The 26735-nt window shown below is 57.5% G+C and carries 25 protein-coding genes and 1 tRNA gene; 11 read left to right on the top strand and 15 right to left on the bottom strand.

Features of this window, described 5'->3' with window-relative positions; genetic code table 11:
* Nucleotides 1–20: 20 nt before the first annotated feature.
* On the bottom strand, nucleotides 21–866 hold the full coding sequence (locus O2597_RS07825; RefSeq protein ID WP_269523796.1) for a CvfB family protein: 846 nt from the start codon (nucleotides 864–866) through the stop codon (nucleotides 21–23).
* Between the two features lie 271 nt (nucleotides 867–1137).
* On the opposite strand from O2597_RS07825, the gene O2597_RS07820 reads away from it, so the two are divergent.
* The 3 genes from O2597_RS07820 to O2597_RS07810 all read left to right on the top strand — a co-directional run bounded on the left by O2597_RS07820 (nucleotide 1138) and on the right by O2597_RS07810 (nucleotide 3545).
* The gene (locus O2597_RS07820) at nucleotides 1138–1482 is read left to right on the top strand and encodes a zinc ribbon domain-containing protein YjdM (RefSeq protein WP_269523794.1); all 345 of its coding nucleotides are present in this window, start codon (nucleotides 1138–1140) and stop codon (nucleotides 1480–1482) included.
* A gap of 204 nt (nucleotides 1483–1686) precedes the next feature.
* A complete protein-coding gene (locus O2597_RS07815; RefSeq protein ID WP_345783004.1) occupies nucleotides 1687–2685 on the top strand; it encodes a phosphotransferase in 999 nt (332 codons plus the stop codon).
* Nucleotides 2676–3545, top strand: coding sequence for a 3'(2'),5'-bisphosphate nucleotidase CysQ family protein (locus O2597_RS07810; RefSeq protein ID WP_269523791.1), 870 nt, complete (start codon nucleotides 2676–2678; stop codon nucleotides 3543–3545). The genes O2597_RS07815 and O2597_RS07810 overlap by 10 nt, the downstream gene beginning before the upstream one ends.
* 20 nt (nucleotides 3546–3565) lie before the next feature.
* Here the strand turns inward: O2597_RS07810 and nhaD are convergent, their stop codons facing one another.
* The 7 genes from nhaD to pyrH all read right to left on the bottom strand — a co-directional run bounded on the left by nhaD (nucleotide 3566) and on the right by pyrH (nucleotide 10235).
* A complete protein-coding gene (nhaD, locus tag O2597_RS07805) occupies nucleotides 3566–4939 on the bottom strand; it encodes a sodium:proton antiporter NhaD (RefSeq protein ID WP_269523789.1) in 1374 nt (457 codons plus the stop codon).
* 223 nt (nucleotides 4940–5162) lie between these two features.
* Nucleotides 5163–5447, bottom strand: coding sequence for a hypothetical protein (locus O2597_RS07800; RefSeq protein ID WP_269523787.1), 285 nt, complete (start codon nucleotides 5445–5447; stop codon nucleotides 5163–5165).
* Between the two features lie 54 nt (nucleotides 5448–5501).
* A complete protein-coding gene (locus O2597_RS07795; protein WP_269523785.1) occupies nucleotides 5502–6536 on the bottom strand; it encodes a nucleoside hydrolase in 1035 nt (344 codons plus the stop codon).
* Nucleotides 6537–6589: 53 nt separating this feature from the next.
* Entirely contained in the window at nucleotides 6590–7474 is an 885-nt protein-coding gene (locus O2597_RS07790; RefSeq protein WP_269523784.1) for a DMT family transporter, read from the bottom strand.
* 242 nt (nucleotides 7475–7716) lie between these two features.
* The gene (proB, locus tag O2597_RS07785) at nucleotides 7717–8799 is read right to left on the bottom strand and encodes a glutamate 5-kinase (RefSeq protein WP_269523783.1); all 1083 of its coding nucleotides are present in this window, start codon (nucleotides 8797–8799) and stop codon (nucleotides 7717–7719) included.
* 86 nt (nucleotides 8800–8885) lie between these two features.
* The gene (gene frr, locus O2597_RS07780) at nucleotides 8886–9443 is read right to left on the bottom strand and encodes a ribosome recycling factor (RefSeq protein ID WP_269523781.1); all 558 of its coding nucleotides are present in this window, start codon (nucleotides 9441–9443) and stop codon (nucleotides 8886–8888) included.
* Nucleotides 9444–9494: 51 nt separating this feature from the next.
* A complete protein-coding gene (gene pyrH / locus O2597_RS07775) occupies nucleotides 9495–10235 on the bottom strand; it encodes a UMP kinase (RefSeq protein WP_269523780.1) in 741 nt (246 codons plus the stop codon).
* A gap of 117 nt (nucleotides 10236–10352) precedes the next feature.
* Here pyrH and O2597_RS07770 point away from each other — a divergent pair.
* A tRNA-Gln gene (locus tag O2597_RS07770) sits at nucleotides 10353–10426 on the top strand.
* A 1070-nt stretch (nucleotides 10427–11496) separates the two neighbouring features.
* Here O2597_RS07770 and O2597_RS07765 read toward each other — a convergent pair.
* Nucleotides 11497–12525 carry a glutamine synthetase beta-grasp domain-containing protein gene (locus tag O2597_RS07765; RefSeq protein WP_269523778.1) on the bottom strand — a complete coding sequence of 343 codons (1029 nt, stop codon included), beginning with the start codon at nucleotides 12523–12525 and terminating at the stop codon, nucleotides 11497–11499.
* 209 nt (nucleotides 12526–12734) lie between these two features.
* Between O2597_RS07765 and O2597_RS07760 the strand changes: the two genes are divergently transcribed.
* Both O2597_RS07760 and O2597_RS07755 read left to right on the top strand, forming a co-directional pair.
* Nucleotides 12735–13172 carry a protein kinase family protein gene (locus O2597_RS07760; protein ID WP_269523777.1) on the top strand — a complete coding sequence of 146 codons (438 nt, stop codon included), beginning with the start codon at nucleotides 12735–12737 and terminating at the stop codon, nucleotides 13170–13172.
* A 5-nt stretch (nucleotides 13173–13177) separates the two neighbouring features.
* On the top strand, nucleotides 13178–14014 hold the full coding sequence (locus tag O2597_RS07755; RefSeq protein WP_269523775.1) for a PP2C family protein-serine/threonine phosphatase: 837 nt from the start codon (nucleotides 13178–13180) through the stop codon (nucleotides 14012–14014).
* A 15-nt stretch (nucleotides 14015–14029) separates the two neighbouring features.
* On the opposite strand, the gene O2597_RS07750 is transcribed toward O2597_RS07755, so the two are convergent.
* From O2597_RS07750 to O2597_RS07740, 3 genes are read right to left on the bottom strand one after another with little or no spacing between them, the layout of a single operon-like run.
* Entirely contained in the window at nucleotides 14030–15022 is a 993-nt protein-coding gene (locus tag O2597_RS07750; RefSeq protein WP_269523774.1) for a vWA domain-containing protein, read from the bottom strand.
* A complete protein-coding gene (locus O2597_RS07745) occupies nucleotides 15022–16023 on the bottom strand; it encodes a VWA domain-containing protein (protein WP_269523773.1) in 1002 nt (333 codons plus the stop codon). The genes O2597_RS07750 and O2597_RS07745 overlap by 1 nt, the downstream gene beginning before the upstream one ends.
* A gap of 36 nt (nucleotides 16024–16059) precedes the next feature.
* The gene (locus tag O2597_RS07740) at nucleotides 16060–16962 is read right to left on the bottom strand and encodes a MotA/TolQ/ExbB proton channel family protein (protein WP_269523772.1); all 903 of its coding nucleotides are present in this window, start codon (nucleotides 16960–16962) and stop codon (nucleotides 16060–16062) included.
* A gap of 111 nt (nucleotides 16963–17073) precedes the next feature.
* Between O2597_RS07740 and O2597_RS07735 the strand changes: the two genes are divergently transcribed.
* From O2597_RS07735 to O2597_RS07715, 5 genes are all read left to right on the top strand, one after another.
* Nucleotides 17074–17628, top strand: a complete 555-nt coding sequence (locus O2597_RS07735) for a glycine zipper 2TM domain-containing protein (RefSeq protein ID WP_269523771.1) — start codon at nucleotides 17074–17076, stop codon at nucleotides 17626–17628.
* 201 nt (nucleotides 17629–17829) lie between these two features.
* A complete protein-coding gene (locus O2597_RS07730) occupies nucleotides 17830–18684 on the top strand; it encodes a transglutaminase family protein (RefSeq protein ID WP_269523770.1) in 855 nt (284 codons plus the stop codon).
* A gap of 15 nt (nucleotides 18685–18699) precedes the next feature.
* Nucleotides 18700–19764, top strand: coding sequence for a dual-specificity RNA methyltransferase RlmN (rlmN, locus tag O2597_RS07725; RefSeq protein WP_269523769.1), 1065 nt, complete (start codon nucleotides 18700–18702; stop codon nucleotides 19762–19764).
* A gap of 47 nt (nucleotides 19765–19811) precedes the next feature.
* Entirely contained in the window at nucleotides 19812–21167 is a 1356-nt protein-coding gene (locus tag O2597_RS07720) for an MFS transporter (RefSeq protein WP_332108359.1), read from the top strand.
* Between the two features lie 224 nt (nucleotides 21168–21391).
* Nucleotides 21392–21811 (top strand): RNA recognition motif domain-containing protein, encoded by a 420-nt coding sequence (locus tag O2597_RS07715; protein WP_269523767.1) that lies wholly within the window; start codon nucleotides 21392–21394, stop codon nucleotides 21809–21811.
* Between the two features lie 75 nt (nucleotides 21812–21886).
* Here O2597_RS07715 and O2597_RS07710 read toward each other — a convergent pair whose 3' ends face one another.
* The 3 genes from O2597_RS07710 to O2597_RS07700 all read right to left on the bottom strand — a co-directional run bounded on the left by O2597_RS07710 (nucleotide 21887) and on the right by O2597_RS07700 (nucleotide 26653).
* Nucleotides 21887–23494: an MFS transporter gene (locus tag O2597_RS07710; protein WP_269523766.1), complete on the bottom strand. Its 1608-nt coding sequence runs from the start codon at nucleotides 23492–23494 to the stop codon at nucleotides 21887–21889.
* Nucleotides 23495–23733: 239 nt separating this feature from the next.
* Nucleotides 23734–24588 carry an MYG1 family protein gene (locus O2597_RS07705; RefSeq protein ID WP_269523764.1) on the bottom strand — a complete coding sequence of 285 codons (855 nt, stop codon included), beginning with the start codon at nucleotides 24586–24588 and terminating at the stop codon, nucleotides 23734–23736.
* A gap of 124 nt (nucleotides 24589–24712) precedes the next feature.
* The gene (locus O2597_RS07700) at nucleotides 24713–26653 is read right to left on the bottom strand and encodes a hypothetical protein (protein ID WP_269523763.1); all 1941 of its coding nucleotides are present in this window, start codon (nucleotides 26651–26653) and stop codon (nucleotides 24713–24715) included.
* Between the last annotated feature and the right edge of the window lie 82 nt (nucleotides 26654–26735).

Genomic DNA, 26735 nt, shown 5'->3' with positions numbered 1-26735 from the left:
TCGCTTCCAAGCGGTTTAGGTCAGTCGGTTTCGACGAGTTCGATCCCGTCTTCGGTAATCAAGATGACACGTTGCTTGTAGAGGGCACCGATGGCTTGTTTGAAGGCTTTCTTGGAGCAGTTGAAGGTTTCCCGTATCGATTCGGGACTGCTCTTGTCGTTGAAGGGCAGGCGGCCTCCGGCTTCTTCCAGTTGCTCCTGGATCTGTTCGGCCAGGGAGCCGACCCGTTTGTAGCCGGCAGGGTCGCGGCGCAGGTCGATTTTGCCGCCGGAGCGCACACGTTTCACATAGCCGGTAAACTGGTCGCCTTCCTCCAGCGTATCGGAGGTTTCGGAATGGTAGAGCAGCCCGCGGAATTTCTTGTCGACGATGGCTTTATACCCGAGCGGGGAGTCGCCGTAGATCAGGACCTCGACCGGATCGTTCGGTTGGTACGACGGCTTATCTTCCTGGAGGTGGCGGTGTAGACGGGCGGAAGCGACGATACGGTTCGTGTACTCGTCTACATAGATTGCGACGATGACACCGTCGCCTTCCTTGAGGGACAAGTTGCCCTGCTCGCGGTAGGGGAGGAGCAGGTCTTTGCTTAGGCCCCAGTCGAGAAAGGCACCGACGTTACGGCGGATGCCGACCACTTCGAGGTAGGCAAACTCGCCGACTTGGGCGGCCGGGGTTTCGGTGGTTGCGACGAGGCGGTCTTCGGAATCGTTGTAGATAAAGACGTTCACCTTGTCGCCGACCTTCATCTGGTAGGTGACGTAGCGCTGGGGGAGAAGAATGTTGCCGAGGTTTTCACCGTCGAGGTAAAGCCCGTGGTCCACCACCTCGACGATGGTCAGCTCGTTGAATTTGCCGATGTCTGCCATGGGCTGAGACTTGCCGCTGCCGGTTAAAGGACAAGGCTTTCTTTTTGTGCAAGCTTCGTCGAGTCGGAATCGTGAATGGTTTTTTGATGCACTGACTCATATCTTTATATTGATCATCGAGATGATGAACTGTGCTGGCACCAATTTATCATCTGCAGCTCCATGCAAATCAACGTTCATTCATGTCCATTAACGGTTCTAAATAACAGTGTTGTAAGTTAAATGTTTCTACTGGCTTGCCTTGTCTCTCCTCATCCCCGTTCATTTCAAAATGTCCAAGATCCCGAATTGTCCAAAATGTGAGTCAGAATACACCTATGAAGACGGCAGCGTCTTTGTCTGCCCGGATTGTGGGCATGAATTTACGGCCGGGGATTCAGTTCCGGAACCCGTAGCCGACGAGCCCCAATATCGGGATGCCTTTGGCACGCCTTTAGAAGACGGTGATACCGTTACAGTGATCAAGGATCTCAAGGTCGGGGGTTCCTCGAATGTCCTCAAGGTCGGCACCAAGGTGAAGAATATCCGACTCTGCGGCGGCGACCACGACATCGATTGTAAGATTCCCGGTTTTGGGGGAATGAAGCTGAAGTGCTCGGTGGTGAAGAAAGCCTAGCTCTGTGTGAGATTCGAAGCGGTCGTGCATCCCCAGGGCTCTCATCCATGCGGTGCGTTCGGTTTTGATCTCACCGGTGTCTATTTTGGCTTCGAGGGAATGTATCGCGGAGGAGCTGCCAATTGAAACATAACCTCAGCCGTTGAATGGATCATTCGAGCGGCTTTGACATGTGCTTTGCTTTACGCATGCTGCGGCTCTCTGATGATCAAGGGGGAGATTGAAAATATACTGCGAAAGGCCAGCGGAGCTCACCGGCTGGAAGAGGTCGGTGTGATTCAGAGTCTGTGGAGTGGCTATGGGGCGATTCTGCGATATGGCCTGGAGGGTGCGACGCAAACTTCGGTGATCGTTAAGCATGTTTCACCTCCGGAGAGCACGGCGCATCCTCGAGGGTGGAATACGGATATCTCACATCAGCGGAAACTTCATTCCTATGAGGTGGAGACGGTTTGGTACCGCGATTATGCGAACTGTTGTGGTGAAACTTGCCGGGTGCCGCATTGTCTGGCAGTCGTCAGGAAGGGTGACGAGGTCGTCATCGTTCTGGAGGATTTGGATGCGGCGGGTTACCCTGTCCGGAAGTCGCGGGTAAGTGATTTTGAGTTGGAGGCCTGCCTGAGCTGGCTGGCTTATTTTCATGCGAGTTTCCTGGGCAAAGTCCCGACGGGGCTTTGGCCGAGTGGGACCTATTGGCATCTGGAGACCCGGCCCGATGAATTGAAGGTGCTGGCCGGCGAAGACCCTTTACTCTGTCGCGCGGCTGGAGCGATCGATTCAAAACTGAAAGCCAGTCCCTATCAAACGCTGGTGCATGGTGATGCCAAGCTGGCCAATTTCTGTTTCTCGGAGGACGGATCATCAGTCGCCGCAGTTGATTTCCAATATGTCGGTGGTGGCTGCGGGATGAAGGATGTCGCCTACTTTATCGGTAGCTGCTTGAGTGAAGACGAGTGTGCCGACGCGGAGGAAGCCTTGTTGGATTTTTATTTTGTGAAGCTTCGCGAAGCTTTGGCGATCTCTGGCAAATGTGTCGATACGGACGCGTTGGAAGCGGATTGGCGGGCCTTGTACCCGGTGGCTTGGACGGATTTTCATCGTTTCCTTAAAGGCTGGAGTCCCGGTCATTGGAAGATCCATAGCTATAGTGAGCGTCTGGCCCGCTCAGTCCTGACTACATTGGAGGCAGATCGATGCAGTTGAGTCCGGTCGAATTGAGTGCGTTGGCGGACCTGGCCTGCGAGGCCGCCCACAGCGCCGGAGCCTTGATCTTGGAATCGGCTGCAGGCGGCTTCACCGTCCAGCGGAAAGACGGGGGCGACAGTCTCGCATCACAGCTTGTCACTGAGGTCGACGAACGCAGTCAGGAGAGGATCCTTCAGGTTCTGGCGCCTAGCTTCGAAGCGCACGATCTGGCTTTATTGACGGAAGAACGTACGGACGACGGCAGCCGGTTTGAGAAGGATTATTATTGGTGTATCGATCCGCTTGATGGAACGCTACCGTTTACCCGGGGCATTCCCGGTTATGCGGTGGCCATCGCCCTGGTCAGTCAAAACGGGCGTGCTGAAGTCGGAGTGGTCTATGATCCGGTGCATGGCAGGCTCTATCGTGCAGTTAGAGGCCAGGGCCTCGCCGTTGATGGCCTTCCGTGGTCGAGGGACTCATACTCCAATTCCGGCGAACTGCTTAAGGTCTATTGCGACTGTGGGTTTGCGGACTCAGCCGATCGCGAGTCTCGAAGCCGGGCCATGGAAGCCATGGCCCGGCGTTTCGGTTATCGTGGTGTGGAGCTGCGGATCGGGGGAGGGGCCGTGTCCAATGTCTGCCGGGTTCTGGAGGACGGCCCTGCTGTGTATTACAAGCTGCCGAAATCAGTCTCCGGTGGCGGTTCGATTTGGGATTATGCGGCGACCAGCTGCATCTATGCTGAAGCGGGTGCGTATGCGACAGACTTCAATGGTAAGCCCTTACCTTTGAACCAGGCCGGAACGACCTTCATGAATCGTTGCGGCGTGTGTTTCACGACCGAAGACAAGCTGTCGGCTGCACTCCCTTTTTAATCAGTGATCTCAGGGGCGGGTCAATTGTGCGGCATCCATTGTACGCTAAGAAGAAAGACCCCGGCCCCGGAGAGGAAGCCGATGAGTGCCAGCCAGGTAATCCGTTTGAGATACCAGATGAAATCGATTTTCTCCAAGCCCATCGCGGCGACGCCTGATGCGGATCCAATGATCAGCAGGCTGCCGCCCGTTCCGGCGGAAAAGGCGATAAAGTGCCAGATGTCCGCGTCGACCGGGGCTTGATACATGCCCATGGAGGCGGCGACCAGCGGCACATTGTCCACGACCGAGGAAAATGCTCCAAGCAGGATGATTACGAGGTTCTGGTTCGGGAGGATCGTCTGCATGCTTTCCGCCAGGTATCTCAAGGTACCCATGGGCTCACCGTTCAGGCTCCCATAGACCATGGATTCCAGCGCCCCCACCGCCATGAGGATGCCCCAGAAAAAGAGAATGCTGGACATCTCGATTTTGGACAGGGCGCGGTTTGAGGAGTAGAGGTGGCGACGGGCTTGTTTGAAATCCGTTTCCGGGTGGATGCTTTCCGAGACGGCCCAGACCACGGCCAGGCCCAGCATGATCCCCATGTAGGGAGGCAGGTGGGTGACGGCCTTGAAGATCGGGACGAAGACAATCGCGCCCAAGCCGAGCCAGAGCATGGTGCGGCTGCTTAGCAGTGGCTCGGATGAATCGTCCGCTTCGGTTTCCTCCGTGAGTTGTCCCCGGAAAGGGGGCAGAAAGGTCGCGATGGCATAAGGAATCACAAAGCATGCGAGCGAGGGCAGCACGATGTGCTCGACCAGCATTGAACCCGTTACCTTGTTCCCAATCCAGAGCATGGTTGTGGTGACGTCCCCAATGGGCGACCAGGCTCCGCCTGCATTCGCCGCGATCACTACGAGGCAACAGAACCAGAGGCGTTCCTGGCGTTCCGGTATCAGTTTCCGGAGCAAGGTGACGAGAATGATGGTGGCCGTGAGGTTATCGATAACGGACGAGAGGACGAAGGCGATGCTTCCCGAGATCCAGAGGATCTTGGTCTTGCTTCGCGTCTGAATCGCGTTCCTTAGAATGACAAAGCCCTGGTGTAAGTCGATGATCTCAATGATTGTCATCGCTCCGATCAGGAAGATCAGGATCTCCGCCGTGCTTCCCAGGTGATGCAGAATCAAGGTGTGGAATTGATCCATGGCCTCCGGGCTGCTATCCACGCTGAAGACAATTCCATCCACATCGATGAGGGTGAAGATGCCTTTGCAGAAGCCGCATCCAAGAATTGCCCAAAGAATGACAGCCATGGCCAAAGCCGGTACGGTTTTATCCAAGTGCAATGGATGTTCGAGAGTAATTGCCAAGTACCCCAATGCGAACAGGAGGATGAGAATCGCTTCCATAATGGAAACAATCTTGTATAAACGCGACTAATTCTGGTCGATCCTTGAATTAGATAAAACGAAGGTAATAAAAGGCGTTATTCGCCTCAGAAGCCTGTAAAATAGCGGCTTGGGTGTCGAATTATTTAGCTATGCTTATGAGGCTTTGTATCAAAGCAGGGATGTGCACGATTTTGGGGCGCACGGTTTCTCTGGAACCGCAGCGTGGTTTGGGAATTCACACTTAATGATCCAGCAGCAGTCGCAGGTCCTGCCATGCCTCCTGAAGTAGCCGAACGGAGAGGAGCAGTAGAAGAATCAGCAGCCAGGTCAGAACCAGCACCCCGACTGTTATGACGCATTTCCAAGTCCGCCTCATGCTCGGGTGCAACCAGACCACTGGAAGGCCGAGTGGTCCGATACTGCCCAGGATCAGGAGCAGGTAAGCTTTCTGGAAGTACCACTTCTCCTTTTCCGGAAGCGACGGGGGCTGCTTGCGATCACTAGTGGGCGGTTCCGCTTGCTCCATGTCGGGATTTTTAACGGGCAATCGGGCGTCCAGGCAATCCCGGAATACGCACTGCTATGAAGCGCAGGCCAAGGCTTCGTTGCGGTTCAAGGTTTGCTTCAATGCCTCAAGCAGCAAAACAAAGGCAGCGTCCGGATCCAGAATGGACTCGTAGACGGTGTGGACGCCGGCCGGATCCGGGTAGAAACTTGTTTCGCCATAATTATCCAGGGCCGAATCGGTTGCGATTGTCACCTTGCCCTGCCGTGCCTGGTAAAGCTCCGGTGCCACCATGGCCAGGGTCGTGTGCACGTCGTGCAAGGTGGGGTCGATATCGAACTTCTGCCGGTCAATGACCCGCGGGATTGAAAGAAGGGGGACGAGCTTGGCCGCAAGTTCCGGTTCGTCGGCGAATGTGCTGTGTAGGAGGGCTTCGCGTTCCGGAGTAAAGGTCATCTGGTGCGTGCAGTTCATTGGGAAGAGGCTTACCGGTATCCCGCTTTTGAGCACGGTGGCCGCATCTTCAGGCGCCTGCTGGAAGTTGAATTCCGCCCATTCCGTGATGTTTCCGCAGCGCTGTATTTGTATTTCGGATACGCGATTCAGGTGCTTGTCGACCCGGTAGCCCGGCATGGGCTGGGTGCAGCCACCCATGATTCGGATTTCCTTCAGGCGTTGCATGACCTGTGGAGAGCGGCGGATGGCTTCGGCCAGGTTTGTCTGCGGGGCCGTCGCGATCAAGGTGACCGAGCCTTCCGGCTCCTTTTCGAGGGTTTCAATCAGGAAATCGACGACCGGCCTGGAGTCAGGTTCGGATTGTGCCGGGGGCAGGATAATCTCACCCAGTCCGGTGGAGCCGTGGGCGCCGTCCCCTTCGGGGGGAGCCATTTGTCCGGAGGGGGCGCGTGCGCCTGCAAAGCGGGGGACTTTTCCGTCGACACCGAGGAGTCGTAGGAGGGCTCCCGCATTGGCCAGGTTCTGGTCGTGCGAGGCATTGCCGAAGGTCACGGTGGCCCCGATGACCTCGTATTGGCCAGGACGTGCCAGTAGGATACTGGTCAATTGAAGGACATCGCTGCCCCAGTCGCTGTCGATGATGATTTTCTGCATGCGGAGTGATTAGCAGGATGCATTCCCCCTCTGGAAAACTGGCCGAGCCGGAGTCATTTTGCGGCTTTTGCGAGCGCGATTTGATAGCTGGCGAGCAGGATGCAGGCGCCGCCGACGAGTTCGTAGGCGTTGAAATTCTCTCCCAGCAGCAGGGCGCTGCCGAGCACGGTAAGGGCTGGCGTGAGCATTTGCAAGGTGGAGCCTTTTGCCACGCTGATATGGCGGAACGCTTCGGTCAGGCTAAGCTGGGCCAAGGCGACCGAAAGCGATGCGAGGACCACCAGACCGAGTGCGACCGGTTCATCGATCCACAGGCTGCCTCTGGCAACCGGAAGTCCGATCAGGAGAGTGAAGACGCACTGGGAGGCAAAGATCGTACCTGTGCTTTCGGTATGGCGCAAGTGCCGGATCATGACGACACATAGGCCGCCGGCGGCCGCGCCTGCAATTGCGAGGCCATCGTAGGCGGGGTTGCCTATGCCGATCCCATTTGCGGCGAAAACCGCAGCGAGTCCTATGAGCGCGAGTCCAATATAAATGAAGTACTTGCGGCTCAGGGATTCGCCGATGAGCAGCGCGGCGAAGAGGGCGGCAAAGAGGGGCCATGAGCCCGCTATCAGTCCGGCCCGACCGGGGCCGAGCTCCATGATCGAGATGTAGTAGGCCGGGATGGTTGCACCGCCGACAAAACCTCTGACAAAGAGCAGGGGACGGGTGAAGATCCGACCTATAGCAGGCCTCCCTGTGCGGACCTGTAGTAGCCAGATCATCGACAGCCCGGCGGCTGCCCGGTAGCAGGCAGCAACCCAGCCGCTGATTTCGTAAGCGTGATGAGCGTGGCTGAGCAGCAAGGACGTCGCGGTGAAGAGGCAGACCGAGGCCAGCATCAGGACGATGCCCCTGATTTCTCCGTATGCGGGTGCGTTGGTGGCTTTCATTTTTGCGCGGACGGAAAGGCCAGGCCGGCGGCTCCGCGCTAAACAGATGTCCTGCTCATGCTACCAACGGAGACCGCGTCATCGGCCTCCGTTTCCAATCTGCAATACAAGCTGGCTACGATTGACCCCGTCCGCGTGCGAGAACGCGAAGATTGAGGAGCCAACTGAGTGCTTTCGATTGCATGGCTATGCACCTTGCTGTCGCCCGGTTGCCGAGGCAAGCGCTTTATTGGCTAGACGGCTCAGTTGATCAGGACCAGATGATTGCGGTGGATCACGACTGAAGCCGGGGTCTTGCCCTTTTTCTGGAGGAGATCCTGTAGGGTGTCGGCGTCCATGCCGACCTGGCCTTGGGCAAAGTATTTACCACTCGCATCGTGGATGCTGACAATATCTCCGAGCTCAAAGGCGCCTTCGCCGCGGAGGATGCCTGCGCTGAGCAGGCTTTTGCCAAAGCGCCGAATGGCTTCGGTGGCTCCGGCGTCGATATGCAGCTGGCCGTCCACATGGTCCTGGATCGCGATCCAGCGCTTGTGGGATTTGACCGGCACGTCGCTGGGGACGAAGTAGGTGGCGATTTGTTCTCCGTTGAGAATCTTGGTGAAGAGCTGCTCGTCCTTGCCGCTGCCGATGACGACCCCGCAGCCCGCCCTCTGGGCGATTTTCGCAGCGGAGAGCTTGCTGATCATGCCACCGACCGACGTTTGCTGCTCCGTGCCTCCAGCCATCGCTTCAATGGTCGGGGTGACTTTTTCGACTACGGGAACCACCAATCCGGTGCCTTTCTTGTCGATCAGGCCGGGGATGTTGGAGAGGATGAAGAGCAGGTCCGCGTTGATCACGCTGGCCACGAGAGCCGAGAGGGTGTCGTTGTCGCCGAACTTGATTTCGGTGGCACTGACCGTGTCGTTCTCGTTGACGATCGGAACCGTCGCATTTGCGAGTAGCCGCTCGACCGTGTTGAAGATGGCATTGTGGCGGTGGCGGGCGCGGATATCCTCACGGGTGAGAAGAATCTGGGCGACATTCGCTCCGTAGGGATCAAAGCACTTTTGCCAGGTGTTCATCAGGACGGTTTGTCCGATGGCGGCACAGGCCTGAAGCATGGCAAGGTCTTTGGGGCGCTTCTGGATGCCCAGCTTCCCCATGCCCAGTCCCACCGCACCCGAGCTGACGATAACCACTTCGATGCCGCGGTTGCGCAGCTCATTGACCTGTCTGGCCAACAGGCTGATGCGCTCCGTGTTGAGCTGGCCAATGCCTGTGGTCAACACGCCCGTGCCTAGCTTGATGACGATACGTTTCGACTGCGCGAGTGGAATCACTTCGTTCTGGTTTTCAGTGCTCCTGTTGCCGGTTCCCTGTGAAATGGTCACTGGGAAGCGGAAGCGAACTGGTAGCTGCCCGAAGGCTAGACCTTCTTGAGGTCGGCTTCCTTCTTGGAGAGATGCTCGTTGATTTCCGCGATGTAGTCGTCGTGAGCCTTTTGCACGTCCTTCTCGTAGCGTTTGAAATCATCTTCGGAGAGTCCGTCCTTCTGGGCAGCCTTGAACAGGTCCAGCGCATCGCGGCGCGCGTGACGCACGCGCACGCGGCCGTCTTCGGCCATATTTCCGGCGGTCTTGGCCAGTTCCTGACGGCGTTCACCGGTCAGTTCCGGAACCGGCACGCGGAGAATCCCACCGTCAACCAGAGGGTTGAACCCCAGATTGGCACTACGGATCGCTTTTTCGACGTCCTGGATCACACTCTTGTCCCAAGGTTGAACCATGATGGTGCGGGCGTCCGGTGTGGTCACCGCAGCGATTTCCTTGAGGGATACGGTGCTGCCGTAGGCTTCGACGCGGACGCTGTCGAGCATCCCGGGCGAGGCTTTGCCGGTGTGCAGGCTGCTGAATTCATGCAGGGTATGATCGACGGCCTTCTTCATGTCGTCGTTCATGCTCTTGAGAATATCTTTAGGTTCCATAGCTTCGAATGTTGAGAGGTTGAGGTGCGTTAAGCGAGAAAGTGTTACGAATTATTCCACCAGGGTGCCGATGGCATCGCCCATCACTGCGCGGTAGATCGAGCCCGGTTCACGCATGCTGAAGACCAGAATGGGCATCTTGTTCTCCATGCAAAGGGAGAAGGCGGTCGAGTCCATGATCTTTAACCGGTCGCGCAGTGCGTCAATATAGGCGATCTTGTCGTACTTGACCGCATCGTCATGCTTGGCCGGGTCCTTGTCGTAGATGCCGTCCACCTTGGTGGCCTTCATCAGCATGTCGGCGCCGATTTCGCTGGCACGCAGCGCGGCCGTCGTGTCGGTCGAGAAGTAGGGGTTCCCCGTGCCGCCGGCGAAGATCACGACGCGGCCGCGTTCCAGATGGCGGGTCGCCCGGCGAAGGATGAAAGGTTCGGCCAGCTTGTCCATCGGGATGGCGCTTTGCAGGCGTACAGTGACACCAAGCTTTTCCAGGCAGTCCAGGATTGCGAGGCCGTTGATGACGGTGGCCAGCATGCCCATGTAGTCGCCGGTTGTGCGATCCACTCCACGCATTTCCGCGCCGCTGAGGCCCCGGAAGATGTTGCCACCGCCGATGACCAGGCCGACTTGCACGCCGATGTCATAGACCTTTTTGACTTCTTCGCAGATCGACTTCAGTGTTTTGGCGTCGATTGGCTCGCCGTCTTCGGCGTTTCGCAGTACCTCACCACTCAATTTCAGAATGATGCGGTGGTATTTCGGTTTTGGGCCCGTTTGCTCTGATTCGTCCATTAAAGCGGTTTTTAAACGCCCTTTTTATCGATACGTCAACCTATCGATTGATCTGAAATATTCTTTCATAGATTGCTTGACGAGCACTCTTTCGATTCTACTGTGCATCACTTCCATAGGCCGATGGTGTAATGGTAACACTACTGGTTTTGGTCCAGTCATTTGGGGTTCGAATCCCTATCGGCCTGCCACTTTGAGACCTCACGAGCGATCGTGGGGTCTTTTTGCGTCCGTTCTCAAGAGCGTGCCGTGATAGGGATGCGAACCCTTGGGGGTTCGACGTAGCGTAGCGAAGATGGGGCCTGCCGGAGGCAGGAGCCCGAAGGGCCGAGCGCAGCGAGCCAATCCCTATCGGCCTGCCACTTTGAGACCTCACGAGCGATCGTGGGGTCTTTTTGTGTCCGTTCTCAAGAGCGTGCCGTGATAGGGATGCGAACCCTTGGGGCTGTTCCGGTTCCGCAAATGCGGCCCGGTCTTGTCGGCCGGAGGCCTCGGAACGACGTAGCGCAGCGAGCCAATCCCTATCTGACTGCCACTTTGAGACCCCTCCACCGCTTCGACAAGCTCAGGGCAGGCCGCCCTGCGGTTCCCCTCCTCTGCGAACCGGGGAGGAGCTTGTATCAACGCGGGGGACTCCGGTGGAGCGATCCAGTCAAAGCTCCTCCTCTCAGCGAGGGGAGGTGGCTCCGCAAAGCGGAGCCGGAGGGGTTCAGGCAAGCCATCGCGCGAAGTCCAAGGCAGTTTACCGCTAGTCGACAATGAGCCCCAAAAAAAGGTTCATCGTGAATGGCACGGACTAAAGGCAATGATCCGTAGTGGCGACTTCAGTCGCCAGCAAGTCGACGCACCTGCAGGACGTAATATGGCAGCTAAAGCAGCCACTACCGCCCCAAGCCTCTATCGGCCCAAATATTCAATTCCCCTCATTCAGTCCGTGCTATTCAGGTTCATTGTCATTTACCGGGGAACGGCTGCATAAACAGTGATCCTCGATGATTCAAAGGATTTACGTAAAGTCTCATACACTCCATTTTATTTTTCACAACCGCTAGAGATCCCTGTCGGGCGAGGTTGGGGAGAGGAGCTATCCGGTGGCATGACTTTGTTCTCCTCCCCTGCCTCCCTACCTTGTAGCGGTTGTAAAATTAAGATTCTCTTAATTTTAGTATTCGACGATGCTTTCCCCGCTAAATGGCGAAGAACCCAAAAAAAGCGCCACTCCGGAGAGTGGCGCTGATTGAAAGAAACGTTCGAGAACGGCTTATTTGAATGCCGCTTCGACTTCTTCGACAGTCTGAAGCACGCGGGAGACGATCTTGTAGGGGTCGCCCTGGGAGTTCGGACGGCGGTCTTCCAGATAGCCCTTGTAGGCGTCGTCCTTGACGAAGCTGTGCGGGACACGGATGGAAGCACCACGGTCGGCCACACCCCAAGAGAACATGTCGATCGACTGGGTTTCGTGGAGGCCGGTGAGGCGCATGTCGTTGTCCGGACCGTAGACGGCGATGTGCTCGTCCTTGTATTCTTCGAACTTGTCCATGAGCTTGAGGAAGTAATCCTTGCCGCCAGTCTCACGCATGTAAGTGGAAGAGAAGTTGCAGTGCATGCCGGAACCGTTCCAGTCACCGCGGAAGGGCTTGCAGTGGAACTCGACATCGACGCCGTACTTTTCGCAAAGACGGATCAGAATGTAGCGGGCAACGTGCACTTGGTCGGCAGCCTTCTTGGAGCCCTTGCCGAAGATTTGGAATTCCCATTGGCCCTTGGCCACTTCGGCGTTGATACCTTCGTGGTTGATGCCTGCGGCGATGCAAAGGTCAAGGTGCTCTTCAACGATGCTACGAGCGATGTCACCCACGTTCTTGTAGCCGATACCGGTGTAGTACGGGCCTTGAGGGGGAGGGAAGTCGTTGCCGCCCGGCCAGCCGAGGGGGCAGCCGTCTTGGTAAAGGAAATATTCTTGCTCCAGACCAACCCAGAAACCTTCGTCATCGGAGATGGTTGCGCGTGCATTGGAGGGGTGCGGGGTGCCGTCCGGCATCATAACCTCGCTCATGACGAGGAACGCGTTCTTGCGTGTCGCATCCGGGTAGAGCGCAACCGGCTTCAGCATGCAGTCAGAGCTGCCACCTTCGGCTTGCTGGGTCGAGCTACCGTCGAAGCCCCACATCGGGCAGTCTTCAAGAGTGAAGCTATCGACATCACCGTCTTCGATTTTCGTTTTACTACGCAGGTTGGCAACGGGCTCATAGCCGTCCAGCCAGATGTATTCGAGTTTGATTTTGGCCATAATAAGTAGGTTTAATCGGAGTGATTATACTGTTTGTTGTCATCCGGAAGGCCGCCTCAAGTCGTGTGCGTACTTCGGAAGCAACGGGAATGAGCAGATAGTATGCCATGGGATGGACCGCAAGTTTTTTTGCCAGCCATGTTGAAAAGCCCTATTTTTGGGGTGGGGAAAACTTGCCAGTGTGGCTGAAAATGCCGCATAGTCGACGGATGCAAGAAGCGAAGAATACGGGCCGGGCGACGGTGCACATCGGCTATGACGGGCGGGTACACAAGCGTTTCCGCGGACCTCAAGCCCGGGAGCGCTACGAGAACGAGGTGCGGGTACTTCGCTATCTGGAGCGCCATAAGTGTCCCTTCGTGCCCCGTGTGATCGAGGCGGACGACGAGAGCCTGTATCTGGTGACCTCGAATTGTGGCGCTCGGGTGGACCATGTGAGTGATGGCAAGAAGCAGCAGATCTTTGCCGAGCTTGAACAATATGGGGTCCAGCACGATGATGCGGAGGTGCGTAATATCACCTATAGCCAGCAAATGGGACGCTTCTGTGTGATTGATTTTGAATTTGCGACGATCCTGGAGCCGGGATATCCGCCTCCGCCGCCTATGCTTTCGCACCCCAATCGTGACGCCTACCCCAAGGACTAAACGCTATGGCCGAAGAATCTGAATCGAAGGCCCGCCGGATTCATTGGTGGGGTATCACTGATGTGGGGCGAGTCCGGAAGAACAATGAGGATGCGTTTCTGGCCTTGCAGGTGGACGGTGAAGGTGTGCGTCGTCTCGGAAAATACGGGGAGTCGGATTTAGCCCCGCACGATTATGTCTTTGCCGTCAGTGACGGGATGGGCGGGGCCAATGCCGGCGAGTTTGCCAGCCGGATCGCGGTCGACAAAATCACGCGCCTTTTTCCCTCCGTTTTTCGTACGGGTGCGACCGGGATGGACGTGGGCTTTCAGGATGTGTTGGGCCAATTGTTTGACGAAATTCACAAAGAGGTCTCCAGCCTCGGCTTTTTCTACGAGGAGCTGAGGGGGATGGGGGCAACTTTGAGCCTGTGCTGGGTGCGGCCCGATTGGGTCTACTTTGCGCATGTGGGGGATAGCCGGATTTATCATCTACCGGCATCTGGCGGCATCCGGCAAATCAGTGAGGACCACACGCACGTGGGCTGGAAGTTGCGGCAAGGTAAGATTTCACCGCGGGAAGCACGAAATCATCCCGGGCGTCATTCCTTGCAGCAAGTGATTGGCGGCAACACGCAGCATTTGAATCCGCAATTCGGTGCGGTCGGTTATGAGCCCGGTGACCAGTTCCTGATGTGTTCCGATGGCGTGGTCGAAGGGCTCTTTGACAGCGGGATACAACGCTTTGTGCAGAACCCGCCGTCCTATGCCATCGACGGCAATCCGGCCGAGCGTGTGGTCGCGGAAGCGATACGTGTGTATGGGAAGGACAACACCACGGCAGTTGTGGTCGAAATGACCTGAGAGTTCAGTGCCCCTTTAAATGCGGGGCTTGAGTATGAGCACGCCGCCGTGTTCTTCGGCAATTTCTCGCATGATATTGGCGTAGCGCGTGTTGCCTTGCGGGGCACCGATCTGGAAGGGGCTGATCAGGGTGGGGAAGCCGACCGCGCTGATGGAGACCGCTCGTTTGCCGTTGGCCGGGTTCCTGGGGTTCAGGCGATCCAGCTTGAGCAGGAAGCTTTGCGTGTTGCCGCGGAAATCATCCCCCAGCATGTAGACGCTCATGCGCTCGTTGGCATTCAGGCTGGGTTTCAGGTCGAGCAGGGCGCGCCGGATTCCCGGTTCCGGGTCGCTGACACTCAGGACCGGATAGTTGAGCACGCTGCGGAGGGCTTGTTGGCGCAGTCCGGGGGTATCCGGTAGCCAGATGCGGCTGCGACCGCTCAGCATGTAGTTGCCGCTTGTATCCAGAAACTGGATGCTTTTTACCTCCGGAAGACTGTCGAGTAGCTCGGTGATCTGCTCGATCACGCCGTAGTGCAATTGCTTGGTCAGCTGGTTGCGCATGCTGCCGGAGGTGTCGATGACGAAGGCGACGTGGGTGGCCTCGGCAGGCAGCCCGATGGGAGGCAGGTTTTCATACTTGAAGCTTTGGAGCAGGCGCTTCGCTTCCGCGGCGGCTTTCTGGCTGGTGCTGAGATTGGCTTTACGGGCGTCGAGGTCCTGTTGCAGGTCGGCAAGGGTGGATTCCAGTTCGCGGATCTTCGAGAGGATTTTCTGCCGGGCTTCCATTGTCTCGCGGCTGTTGATGGCCGCGTCCAGCCGGCTGGCCTTGTCCGCGACGTCGGCCTCGAGTCGGGCGAGCTGTTGGCGGAGGGATTCCAGTGTGTTATTGTCGACCGGGCTCTGGACGCCGGCCTTGCCGGAGCCGATGGAAAGCAGGAAGAGCAGGAGGATCGCCCCGAACCCGCAGCACAGGCAGTCGAGAAAGGACATGCTGAATACTTCGATGGGTCTGCGTTTAATCATCAGATGCTTGGCCAGTCCTCGTCGGGGATGAGTGTGATGCCGTTCGTGCGTCCGCTCAGCCCCCAAAAGAGCCCGGCGGCGGAGGGATCGCCTTCAAAGGGCAGGAGGATGGTGTTGAACGGATAGTTGATGTTGCGGCTGGTCGCGCTATTGAACAGGCGCACGCGATCGGCCTCGCTTAAGCTGCCTCCGGCGGCGGGGGCGGTCGGCAGTCCGTCGGCGATGAGTAGCAAGCTGCTGGGCCTCTCATTGAGTTGGCTGACGGTCTGGACCGCCTTGCTTAAGTCAGCCCCTCCACTGGCTTCGAGGCGATCCAGCTGTTCGAGGGCGCCGAGCAGTGCGGCATTGTCATAGGGATCAAAGTACGGGTTGGCCGGACTGCCTGACAATGCGGAGGTGTTCAGGTTCATTTGGAAGATCGCCACCTGGGTGCCTTGCGGGATGGAAGCAAGGACGGTGCGGACCGCCGCCTTGGCCCGCTTCCATTTGTCCGAGCTTGCGCCTTGTCCGCTTTGGAGCAAGCGCACGGCTTCGTTGGCATCCGGGGCCAGCATGCTCCCTGAATTCTCCAGCAGGATCACCACGCGCGGCGCCCTCAGTTGCAGGCCGGACAGGTAGCTCTGGTCGGCGGAGGGGCGATCCAGTCCGGCGGCTTCGGATTCGGTTTCCGACTCCACCGCTTCCAGGGCTTCCGCCTGCGCTTCAATAGCCTTGGCCAGACGCTCCTGCTCGGCCGCCAGTTCGGCCAGGCTGGTGGCATTCGTGCCCGGTTGGGGGTCGAGGGCACTGAGGTCCTTGTCCAGCGCCTTTTGACGCGCTTCGGCCTGCTCGATCGCGGCATGCAGTGTTTGGGCTGCTTCAAGTGCCTGTGATGCGTCTTCTTCGCTGAAGACGATCTGTTGCTTGGCTGTCAGGATGAACAGCAACAAGACCGCCCCGAACCCGCAGCAGATGCAGTCCATGAAAGAGAGGGCGGAGCTCTGTGCCTCGCGGCGTTTCATACGGGATGCGGGATGGGGGATGCGAGATGGGGGGCGTTAGGCCTCTTCGGTCTTCTCGGGGGATGCGGGTTCCTTACTGTCGTCGGGCAAGCTGCGGTCGTAGAGTTTGTCCAGCAGCTGTTCGCGGCAGAAAGTCTGAAGGCGCAGGATCAAGCCTTCCTGGTTCCCCTGCAGCAGGTGGATCAAGAGCATAAGGAGGATGCTGATGATTAGGGCGACCAGGGTGGAGTTGAATGCGACTCCAAGCGCGCTGGTTACGCCGGATATGTCGCCTTCCAGAGCCTCGTTGGCCCGGCGGAGTGCGACGCCGATTCCGCGAACGGTTCCGATGAATCCGATCGAGGGAATGGCCCAGACTAAATAACGTAGTACAGATAATTCGCTCTCTTGTTGTTCGGCTGCGACGCCGATCCGCCCCATGATGGTCTCGGTGCTTTCCGGGACGCTGCCGGTCATATGGTAGCGCTCCAAGCCGCGAGCCAGGACGTAGGGCAGGATCTTGTTCCCGAGTTCGGCGTCCTTGCCATGATTTTCGATTTCATTGGCTAATTCCTGTGCCTGCTTCCGGTTGATGCTGCCGCGGATGCTCTTTAGCTTTAGCATTTCGGGGCGGCTTTCGATGCCGGGTGCCGGGTCGAACAGGTCCACCACCTTGGCTTCGGACCGGACCTGGTGGAACTTGTAGGCCAGGATCATGATCCCCCAGATGAAGAGGGAAATGCAGACCTGCTGCTCCATATCCTTCAATATGACGAATAGATTGGCCCAGGTGCTTCCGCTGTCGACTCCGTAAAGCGCGGCGGTGGCGGCCTTGTTGGCGGCGGGGCGGATCAGGCCGGCGTAGAAAACGCCGACAAAGATGAAGGAGGCGATCAACCCCAGGCTGAAAATTAGGCCTTTTACCGTGAAGAGACCACGTTCGGGATTTCTTAAGCTCATATTACCTTGGAGTGTGGTTCAGCTAAGGGGAGATTGCAATAAAGCTCAAAGTTTAGATTGTACGCTAAGCATTGCGTTTTAGGGACGTATTCCTATTTTTCCCGCATGACCATGAAAATTTTGTCCTACTCTCTACTTATTGCCGCCTTGCTTGGGGGCGGTTGTTCGACCGGTCCTGCCAGCGGGCCCAATTCCGGCCGCAATATCGGCGCTGTCACCGGCGCGATCCTCGGCGGGATTGCCGGCAATAACATGGGGGACGGTAGCGATGTGAATGTGGTCGCGGGGGCGGTCCTCGGAGGTATTCTCGGAGGTGTCGCCGGCAACGAGGTGGATAAGCGTCGTGAAGAATTGGAAGCTGCCGAAGCGCAGCGGCAGTATGAGTATGAGAAAGAGGTTCGCGAGCAGGCCAAACTGGAAGAGGAAATCAAGGGACTTGAGGAACAGAAGGTGCAGGACAACATCGCGCGGACCGCGACGGACGCGGACGTGAAAGCCGCGGAGCAGGAAGCCGCCCGGGTTGAAGCCGAGCTGGCTGCCAAACGTAAGGCATATGAGGAATCGCAGGAGCGTGCAAAACGCATTCTGGAAGCGCAGGAACGGATCGCCAAGGCGCAGCAGGAACTTGACGAACTGGAAGCGAAGGAAAACGGTACGGCGTATTGACCGGCCGCTACGTGGCTGTCTTGGCCGGTATTTTGTATCCGGAAATAGACTACGCAGCGAAGCTTGCTCGCGGGTGTGAAGAACATACGGTTCCCGGTGTTGCAGGGGGGCTTGGATCGCAAACCTGAGAGCTGTTTTTTACTTTGTCATGACCGGGGTTCGGGGCTTTAGTTGTCTGTCCCTCCCTACTACCAGGGCTTTATGAACCGGATACGCATCTACCACCTGACCGAGTATCGTTTTTCAGCTCCCGTGTCCTTTTCGGAGCATCGGCTCCTATTGCGACCCCGGGAAGGACATGATATCCGGATTGAGTCTTCCCGCCTGTCGGTCAGCCCGTCCCATCATGTGAAGTGGTATCGAGACATCTACGGCAATTCGGTGGGGCTGCTCCGTCTCACTGAGAGCTCGGACTGCCTGCGGATCGAAAGCGAGGTCTTTATCAATCACTACGAAAGCCAGCCGCTCAACTTCATTGTGGATGAACGCGCGGTGACCTACCCTTTTCCCTTCGAACCCGAGGAGCGTCTGGACCTGCTGCCTTACCGGAGCCACACCTGGCCGAATGAGACGAAGCGGCTGAAGGAATGGGTGGCGCGTTTCTGGCGTCCGGGGCAGTCGATCGAGACCTATGTCCTGCTCGATCAAATGAACAAGGGGATCGTGAATGACTTCGCATATCGCATGCGAGAGGAGCCCGGGGTGCAGAGCCCCGCGCAGACGCTCATGCTCGGGTCCGGCAGCTGTCGTGACTTTGCCGCCTTCTTTATCGAGGCCTGCCGCTATCTGGGCTTTGCCATCCGTTTTGTGAGCGGCTATCTTCATAACCCGGGCAGTACGCAGCACGGGTCCACCCATGCCTGGTCCGAGGTCTATTTGCCCGGTGCGGGGTGGATCGGGTTCGACAGCACCAGCGGCCAAGTGACCGGTGATCATCATATTGCCACCGCGGTACACCGCCACCCCGAGTCGATCCCCCCGGTGGCCGGTCGTTTCACCGGGCCGGGAGCTGTGCAGTCGCAGCTCACTGTTACGGTTGACGTCAGTGCGGTTTGAGCTCAGAGGGGAGGGATGATGGACACACTGGAAGGGCTGCGCTACGGGGCACTCGAGGAACGCTTGGCGGCCTCGGGGGTGAATCCTGTGCACGCAAAGCCGCTTTTCAATGCCGTTCAGCGCAAGTTGCTGCGCGGTGGTTTGTCCGAGGTGGAGGGGGTCCTGCCTCCCTTGCAGCGGTGGTTGGACTCTGAGGTAGCACCCGGTCATTGCCCGATCGACTTGGTTGATGAGACCCCGAGCTCGGATGGTTTTACCCGCAAATACCTGTTGCGCCTCCATGATGGCGCCGAGGTCGAAAGTGTGCGGATGGGTTTTCCCGGGCGCTACACGGCATGTCTAAGTAGTCAGGTCGGCTGCGCCATGGGCTGCGTGTTCTGTGCGACCGGTCAAATGGGATTTTCCAGAAACCTGAGTGCGGGTGAGATTGTGGCGCAGGCGCTCCATGTCGAACGCGAGCTGCGCAAGGATACGGGTGAGCAGCTGCGCAACATCGTGATGATGGGGATGGGGGAGCCTTTGCACAATTTCGAGCCGACCATGGACGCGCTGGAAATTCTGACCGACACGCGTGGCCTGAACATCGGCCCGGCCCGGGTCGCGATCAGCACGGTCGGCTATATCCCAGGTATCCAGAAGCTGGCCCGGCACCCGAAGCGTTATTCGCTCGCCGTGAGTTTGCATGGCGCGAGCGATGCGGAACGGGGCAAGTTGATCCCGATCAACAAGCGCTGGCCCTTGAGCGATTTGCTTGAGGCCTGCCGCGAGTATTCCGCAATCAAGCGGGCCCGTGTCTTCTTTGCCTGGACCTTGATTCGTGGTGTCAATGACAGCGATGATCATGCGCATCGATTGGCAAACCTGCTTCATGGCATGGACGCCCACGTCAATCTGATCCCGCTCAACCCGACCGAAGATTATGACGGACAAGCCCCCGACGAGCTACGTGTGCGCGCTTTTCAGCAAATTATTCAGGACGCCGGTCTCCCCAGTACCGTGCGTCAGCGCAGGGGGATCGATGTTGCGGCTGGTTGTGGGCAACTGAAGGCGAAGAAGCGCTCACGTTTGCAGCGGTATTAGCGGCCAATCCGCTTGCCCAGCCAAGCGGAGGCTGCCAGTTTGTCCCTGTGTCGAAAAGCGAGTTAGAACGTACCGCATTGCGCAATGTGCGCTGCTTTACCCTGTTCCGGATGTTTTTTTCGGCGCGCTTCTACTATCCGGTCTATACGCTGCTCTTTCTGGATTTCGGGCTGAGCCTGGAGCAGTTTGGTATCCTCAACGCAATCTGGGCGGTGACGATCGTACTGTGTGAGGTTCCCTCGGGGGCGCTTGCAGACACCATTGGTCGGCGCAAGTTGCTGATCGCGGCGGGGCTTTGCATGGTGGTTGAAATGGGGGTCCTGCTGATTGCGCCGATCAACGGGGGACCCCTCCTCTTTGGGCTTTTTGCGGTGAACCGGGTCGTCAGCGGACTGGCGGAGGCTGCCGCGAGCGGGGCGGATGAGGCTTTGACCTACGATTCGCTAAAGTATGCCGGTCTCGAGGACCGATGGGGTCTGGTGCTGGAGCGGGTCCAGCGGGATACTTCACTTGCATTCTTCTTTGCCATGACGCTGGGGGCGGCTGTCTACGATCCTGACATGGTCAATGCCGTGCTGCGTCTCTTTGATCCGGAAATCACGCTGGTGCAGTCTCAACTGGTCAAGTTGCCCGTATTGATGACTTTTATTTCGGGGTTGGTTGTTCTGCAGACGGCAGTCCGCATGAAGGAGGCGCCTCTGGAAGCCGGTATGACCGTGCCGGAGACCCTTGCGCGAAGCTGGCGTCAGACGGTTTCGGCCGGGAAGTGGATTTGGGCCACGGCTTTCCCCTTCGGTATCCTGCTGGCCATCATGGCGGTGGACAATGTGATCCGGCAGTTTCTCACCCTGGACAGCAAATACTGGCATGTGATCGAGTTGCCGATTGTGAGTTATGGGCTGATTGGCTCCGGTATGGCTTTTATCGGTATTTTCGTCCCCCGGTTGGCGCGTTGGATGGCCGATCGCTTTCGTCCGGTCCAGGCTTTTCTCATGACCTGCGGCTTGCTCTTGCTGGGGCTCGTTGGCGTGAGCCGTGTGCTGCCTTACTGGGGTGTTTTACCTGCTTCCCTGCTATTTATCTGCATGGGCGTGGCGAACTATCTGGTCAGCCGCTACCTGAATGAGGCGGCGCCCTCGGAGCAGCGGGCCACCGTCTTGAGCTTCAAGGGGCTGTCCACCAACTTTGCCTATGGCACGGTATGCCTCTTGTATTCGGCCTTGATCGCGGCAATCAAGCTGGAGACCGATGTGACCGCGTTTGGCAGTGCGGGGGCCTATCAGGACGAAGTCTTTGTGCGCTCCCTGGCATGGGCGCCCTGGTATTTCCTTGTCACGGTCGGGCTGGTTTTCATCGTGCGCTGGCTCCGCTTTGCCCGCTCCGAATCGGGGGCACGGGGTTGATTTCGGGGACTGTTACAGCCTGGTGAAAGGAGGTCGATCCCGTGAAACGCGTCTTGCATTTTCCTCAAAGCATGAAATAACGCCCTGCTACTATATCACTTGTTAATATTCAGAGCGTGGGTAAAGGATCCGTGGAGACAGTTTTGTATTCAGAGAGAGATCGAGTCCAATAAAGGGCACTCAGGGCAACGAAGCAGTGGCATAGCGTTAAAGATAGAGAATCAATGAATACAAAGATGTATGTGGGCAACCTGCCCTTTTCCGCTACGGATGTGGACATTCGTGAGCTGTTCGAGTCGCAGGGTCCAGTAAGTGACGTGTTTATCGTCAAAGACCGTGAATCCGGTCGCCCTCGCGGCTTCGCCTTCGTGACAATGGAAACCAAGGAAGGCATGGATGCCGCTATTGAAAACCTGAATGGCCAGGATTTCTTGGGTCGCGCTCTGACAATCAATGAAGCCCGTCCGCGTGAAGAACGCCCTCAAGGTGGTGGTCGTAGCTTTGGTGGTGGCGGAGGCCGTGGTTTTGGCGGCGGCGGTGGTCGTCGCGACTTCGGTGGTGGCGAGCGTCGCGGTGGCGGCGGTGGCGGCCGTCGTGAATTCGGTAGCCGTGACCGTGGTAGCCGCGGTGGCCGCGACTACTAGTCGATCCCGACCATTTCATTACTTTCAGCGGGGCTCAGCAATGAGCCCCGTTTTTTTTTGCCTGCGTCGGCCGGGCTAGACCGTGTCGCCTTTGTCGGTCTCCTCATCCTCGTCCCTCTGCTCGCCGCTTTGCTTGACCAGGCTCTCCCGCGCCATGGTCATGCCGTTCCGCGCGGCGCGATAGAGGGTGGCAGTGGTGCTTTTTCCTGTGCTTTTGAGCATTTCATAGGGGAAGGCGGTCATGCGTCGCATGCCCATGCTGAGTCCGGAGGTGCTGAAGAGGCTGTTGCGGACGGAGGCAAAGACCTGGTCGCGGACCTCGGACTCACTGACCGTGCCGGCTTCCTCGACCATGGACAAGCGGTGCCAGGCGTAGAGGCCGGCGAGGGCGGCGGCGAAGAAGACAAAATCGATGCCGCGGAAACTGAGCGCAGGGATGGAGAGTGCATTTTCCGGCGATGCGGTATCCGCATTGTAGAAGATGTTGATACTGATTTCCCGGATCGCGAAGAAGCTGCCGATGGCGCCGCCGACGATGGGAGCCACCGCGGCGGCGAGACCCGCGCAAAAGGCATTGGTGCCGAGATATGCGGTGGCTTTGCCGTGGGGCGCCAGACGCAGGGCGATATTGGCCGCGCAGAGGTTGAAGCCGGCGGTCGAGATGCCGCCGATTATATGGATGAGGATGAGCAGCGGAATGGTCAGGCTGTGACGCTCCGGCAGGGTGGTGAAGGGGTAGAGGAGCAGGAGGAGAATGAAGAGTGGTACGGAGACGCGTAGTACACTTTTGTTGCTATAGCGGTCCGCGATCGCGCCCCAGACCTTGAAAAAGTAGATATTCGTGACCTGACTGAGCACCGCGAGCAGGATGACGCCGCTCATCGGGATACCGATCCGGTTCAACATGTAGACGGCAAAGAAGGCCCCGGACATGATCACCGTGAAGCTCCAGGAGGCGGAGAAGAAGAGCAGGCGGCGGAAATTCGGATCTTTAACGGGGTTGAGGAGTGAACTCAGCCACTGCTGGCCGGAATCCGGCGGGGGCATGCGTGGTTCCGGCACATGGGTGAGGAGCTTGACGCCATAGAGCCCGCAGATGGCGGCTCCGAGGAAGATGAAGCCGTAGGCCTTGCCGGGTTCCCCGATCAGTGAGCTCAGGCCGTCGATACTGAAACCGGCGAGCACACTCAGCACCGCACCCAGAGCGGTCGCGGCCGCAAGGCGTGAGGCGAGGTAGCTGCCCATCGTCTGTTGCGGTACAATGTCCTTGATCCATGAACTCCAGGAGCAGCCGGCAAAGGAGCCGCCGAAGAAGAACAGGATCATGAAAAGGGTGAACAGGAAGACTTTGGTTCCGTCGGGAGCGAAGAAGGGGGTGAACGCGGCTGCGACGAGGGCGATGCGGGAGGCTCCGGCAAAGAGTACAGTGAGTAGTTTGCGCAGACCGACGCGTTCGATCACGAGGATGGCCGGGATCTGGGCCATTTGCGCCATGGGCGCCAGACTGGCCAGCAGGCCGATGACAAAGTTGCTGGCTCCGAGTGCCAGAGCCATGCCGGGCAGAAAGGCGCCGGTTACCAAGAGGGTCATGGCATGGGAGCACAGTCCGTCGTAGAACAAATATTTCAGGCCGGACTCGCGGTCCTTTTCACTCAGTTGTGTCGTCGGTGTATACCAAGGCATAATCTCGTCTGCGGCAGATAGGGTGCCAAACTTTGGCCCTGATGCAAGTGGCAGGCGGACTTCGCGCTGGCTCGGAATAGCGCGCGACACGCGCGCACGCCGCTGTAGAAACGATATTTATGTGGTGTGTCCGCTTAGGGACGCTTCACGGTCGACGTTGTCGCACCGCTTCAGCCGTGCGACCGTACCGGTCGGTCGATACTGTTTGCACATTCGGTCGACCGGCTCAAGCAGGTCGACTACGCTTGGACGAAGGCTTTTTGCAGTAGCGCTTTCAATCGCTCGATGCCGCTGCTTGAAGTCTTGGCGATGAAACCACGGGCATGGGTGAAGTGCACATCGTCCTCCGAGTCGATCCGGGTGAACTCCATGCGTGGATCATCGTTGTAGCGGCGCATGCCGTAACCTTCGCCACGGCGGTCGGGGTAGACCATGGCGAGCACTTCGTTTTCCAGGCCTAGTTGTTCGATATAGCGCCCGAGGCCGGCAGAGGGTTCGTCCGGCATGGGGTCGGTGCGCGGCATGAAGAGTGCCTTGAAGCCTTCCAGTTCCCAGATCTCGGCGTGTCCCTTGATGTAATCCAAGCGTTCGCGCAGGCTGGTGATGTACTCCAGCAGGTCCTGGCCCACCATGCGCATGACTTCCCAGACCGGTTCGCCGGATTGATGGACCGGCTTGGACGCAAAACGGCGCAGTAAGGTGACATCCACAGGCGAGTTGAGCTTGGAGAGGACGTCGCGCTCGGTGCCGAGCCATTTCGCGGTGTCGACCGGGCCGCGGCAGTCGAGCCACTCCGAGGTCTCGAGCCAGTCGCAAAAGCTTTTCGCATCTTCATAGAGCCCGAGCCGCTGGAGCACCAGCGAGAGCGCGCAGGTCGGCGCATGGTCACGGGGAAACTGGTGGTGGTCGAAGTTCATCAATGACGCATCATGCTGGTCGCCGATGTCGACGACTGCGACTTTCGGGTCCGACAGGTCGGCTTCGGTGGGGTCCCTGCGCTCAATGCGCACCGGATCTTTTGCCAGCAGCACGCAGCAGGCGAGGAAGTCGTCTTTGTGGGCGCCGCCCGGATGAGTCACGATGGTTGTCAGCATCGGGGCAAGGTAGGGCGGGGAGGCCCGAGGTCGAACATGGAATGCGTTTTGCATGGAATTCGCTTCGGGAGTAGACCCACTTTCGAGTGTGCTGCGAGGACAAGAGAGGGCGTGATGTGAGCCGCTATTTGGACTGGATGAGGCCATCGCCGATCAGATCGATGGTTTCGAGCTGATGTTTCAATGCCTTCGACTCACTTTTGTGAGCCCTGAAGTGTAGGTGGTTGGGATCATCGCAGGTTCCGATTTGAGTGATTGCACCTTCAACGAGGAGTGGCTCCAATACTGGCTTCAGTTCTTCAAAACTGAAGCGACGGATGTAGGCAATTTCTTCAGGATAGGTATTCGCCATCTCCAAGACGCTGATGATTTGGACGGTGCCTTTGTCGCGATTTGTCCAAGTATAGCCTGTTGGTTCTAGTAAGACGTCGAAGAGTTGCGGCCACGCTACATCTTTTAGCTGGATGCTGGTTTTATGGGATTTAGGAAAGGTCTCCGGTATTGCCAAATTTAAGTTAAAGAGTTCCGCCACGTTACTCATGATGACGCTGAGGTCCTCATCGATGAAGTGTATCGAGAGGGTTTCCTCAGTTGAGGGCTTCTTCAGGCTGTCCGTCTGCTCAGTCACCGGTGTGCTGCCGCAGATCCATTCGCGTGGCTTGTGCTTGCGTGTGGACTGGGGCCACACGTTGTCCTTGGGATCATCCGCTTGGTGATAGCCGTTGTCGTTCGTGCGGTCCGTTCCGACTGACCAGAGCCGGTATTCGTCCGCATTGACCCTTTCATAATGGTAGGGGGCAGCGGTAATCGGATCGTTTTGAAGGGTCGGCAGGATATCCGGGTATAGCGTGTCCAGTTCTGCTGGAAGTTCGCCATGTGCGCGGTGGTAGAGTTCGAGTGCACAGGCGAGGGCGCACATGTCTTTGCTTTGTTGTAAGTGGATGGTGGTTTCCCAAATCTTTTCAAACGCAGGTAAGGCCATGGCCGCCAGCAGATTGAAGAACTTTGGTTCGAGGATTATTTGCTCATAGTTCTCCTTGATGGCATCCATTCGATCCGTGTCCAAGGCTCGCTTCGAGCTGTCATAGATCTCCAATTGGAAACTTGTGTAATGTGTGCATCGGCTGAAGAGGATCCATTGCCAACCTTTTGGGAGCAAGCGGCTGATAAGCCTGTATTGGTCTGTTTCAAGGTTGATCAAATCCACCATTTCGAGATCGAGTTTTTTCTCCATGCAGAGCTCTGCGTAGCGTAAGCCGGCTGCGATTTCTGTCTCGAAGGAACTTTCGAGCTTTTCCAATGGTGCACCCTCCAGGCATTCTAACATGATCGACTGCAGTTCCGCATCCGAGAACAAGTCCATTTTCAGGCCTTCTGTATAGCTTGGTAGGATGAAATTCTTTTCAACCACTACCTCGATCATGGCATTGACTAGAAAATAAGGCTGGGGGTTGAGCGTGCTCAATCGGCGCATGGCAGCGATATTTTCGAGTGCCAAATCCGGCCGGTTCTGGTGCAGGTGCACCATGGCTTCAGCCCAGAGCAAGGTGGTATAGTTGCGTACTGCAGTAAACGGTATAATGGCTGAGCTGAATGGGTCGCCCAGGTAGTTGCCATCCATTCGGGCCAGCGGGCGCTCGATGCATGCTTTCCGGAACTCCGCGATTAATTCCCGGTAAGGTTCGAGCTTTTTAATGAACTCCTGTATCGCCTCAGGGGAGCTGATAGATAGGTCCACTTGTCTCAATTCGGAAGTCAAGCTGTTCAAGTCATTCACCGGGCCCCATCGCTCCTCCCAGCTGAGTACTTTGTTCGCCTCGGGCTCGTTTCGTTCCTGATGCCAATAGGCGATCATGGGAGCTTTATTTAGGTTCAACTCGTCGGGGATTTCTTCGGGAATGTAATCGGTCCAGTCGACCGTCACTCCTTTCGCTGCAGTAGCTTCCACGACACGATCCCACTCCCGCTTGCCACGCCAGTTTTCCTCAATAACAAGCAAGGTTAGAACGAGCAACAAAACAGCGAGTGCCAGGAATGTGCGCTTCAGTGTTTTTCGTGTAGACATATGCTCGATCGTCTAGGGATTTACCGGCTGATGCGATCTAATTAATTAACCGTTCGTTCCGTCCGCGGTGCGGCATGTTCGT

This window comes from Coraliomargarita parva, assembly GCF_027257905.1.
GTDB classification, from domain to species: Bacteria; Verrucomicrobiota; Verrucomicrobiia; order Opitutales; family Coraliomargaritaceae; genus Coraliomargarita_A; species Coraliomargarita_A parva.
This window is presented reverse-complemented; position numbering and strand designations above follow the sequence as displayed.

What these genes read in the sequence shown, in the direction of transcription:
- O2597_RS07825 (WP_269523796.1), bottom strand. Translation starts at nt 866, where the DNA reads ATGGCAGACATCGGCAAATTCAACGAGCTGACCATCGTCGAGGTGGTG.
- O2597_RS07820 (WP_269523794.1), top strand. Translation starts at nt 1,138, where the DNA reads ATGTCCAAGATCCCGAATTGTCCAAAATGTGAGTCAGAATACACCTAT.
- O2597_RS07815 (WP_345783004.1), top strand. Translation starts at nt 1,687, where the DNA reads ATGATCAAGGGGGAGATTGAAAATATACTGCGAAAGGCCAGCGGAGCT.
- O2597_RS07810 (WP_269523791.1), top strand. Translation starts at nt 2,676, where the DNA reads ATGCAGTTGAGTCCGGTCGAATTGAGTGCGTTGGCGGACCTGGCCTGC.
- nhaD (WP_269523789.1), bottom strand. Translation starts at nt 4,939, where the DNA reads ATGGAAGCGATTCTCATCCTCCTGTTCGCATTGGGGTACTTGGCAATT.
- O2597_RS07800 (WP_269523787.1), bottom strand. Translation starts at nt 5,447, where the DNA reads ATGGAGCAAGCGGAACCGCCCACTAGTGATCGCAAGCAGCCCCCGTCG.
- O2597_RS07795 (WP_269523785.1), bottom strand. Translation starts at nt 6,536, where the DNA reads ATGCAGAAAATCATCATCGACAGCGACTGGGGCAGCGATGTCCTTCAA.
- O2597_RS07790 (WP_269523784.1), bottom strand. Translation starts at nt 7,474, where the DNA reads ATGAAAGCCACCAACGCACCCGCATACGGAGAAATCAGGGGCATCGTC.
- frr (WP_269523781.1), bottom strand. Translation starts at nt 9,443, where the DNA reads ATGGAACCTAAAGATATTCTCAAGAGCATGAACGACGACATGAAGAAG.
- pyrH (WP_269523780.1), bottom strand. Translation starts at nt 10,235, where the DNA reads ATGGACGAATCAGAGCAAACGGGCCCAAAACCGAAATACCACCGCATC.
- O2597_RS07765 (WP_269523778.1), bottom strand. Translation starts at nt 12,525, where the DNA reads ATGGCCAAAATCAAACTCGAATACATCTGGCTGGACGGCTATGAGCCC.
- O2597_RS07760 (WP_269523777.1), top strand. Translation starts at nt 12,735, where the DNA reads ATGCAAGAAGCGAAGAATACGGGCCGGGCGACGGTGCACATCGGCTAT.
- O2597_RS07755 (WP_269523775.1), top strand. Translation starts at nt 13,178, where the DNA reads ATGGCCGAAGAATCTGAATCGAAGGCCCGCCGGATTCATTGGTGGGGT.
- O2597_RS07750 (WP_269523774.1), bottom strand. Translation starts at nt 15,022, where the DNA reads ATGATTAAACGCAGACCCATCGAAGTATTCAGCATGTCCTTTCTCGAC.
- O2597_RS07745 (WP_269523773.1), bottom strand. Translation starts at nt 16,023, where the DNA reads ATGAAACGCCGCGAGGCACAGAGCTCCGCCCTCTCTTTCATGGACTGC.
- O2597_RS07740 (WP_269523772.1), bottom strand. Translation starts at nt 16,962, where the DNA reads ATGAGCTTAAGAAATCCCGAACGTGGTCTCTTCACGGTAAAAGGCCTA.
- O2597_RS07735 (WP_269523771.1), top strand. Translation starts at nt 17,074, where the DNA reads ATGAAAATTTTGTCCTACTCTCTACTTATTGCCGCCTTGCTTGGGGGC.
- O2597_RS07730 (WP_269523770.1), top strand. Translation starts at nt 17,830, where the DNA reads ATGAACCGGATACGCATCTACCACCTGACCGAGTATCGTTTTTCAGCT.
- rlmN (WP_269523769.1), top strand. Translation starts at nt 18,700, where the DNA reads ATGATGGACACACTGGAAGGGCTGCGCTACGGGGCACTCGAGGAACGC.
- O2597_RS07715 (WP_269523767.1), top strand. Translation starts at nt 21,392, where the DNA reads ATGAATACAAAGATGTATGTGGGCAACCTGCCCTTTTCCGCTACGGAT.
- O2597_RS07710 (WP_269523766.1), bottom strand. Translation starts at nt 23,494, where the DNA reads ATGCCTTGGTATACACCGACGACACAACTGAGTGAAAAGGACCGCGAG.
- O2597_RS07705 (WP_269523764.1), bottom strand. Translation starts at nt 24,588, where the DNA reads ATGCTGACAACCATCGTGACTCATCCGGGCGGCGCCCACAAAGACGAC.
- O2597_RS07700 (WP_269523763.1), bottom strand. Translation starts at nt 26,653, where the DNA reads ATGTCTACACGAAAAACACTGAAGCGCACATTCCTGGCACTCGCTGTT.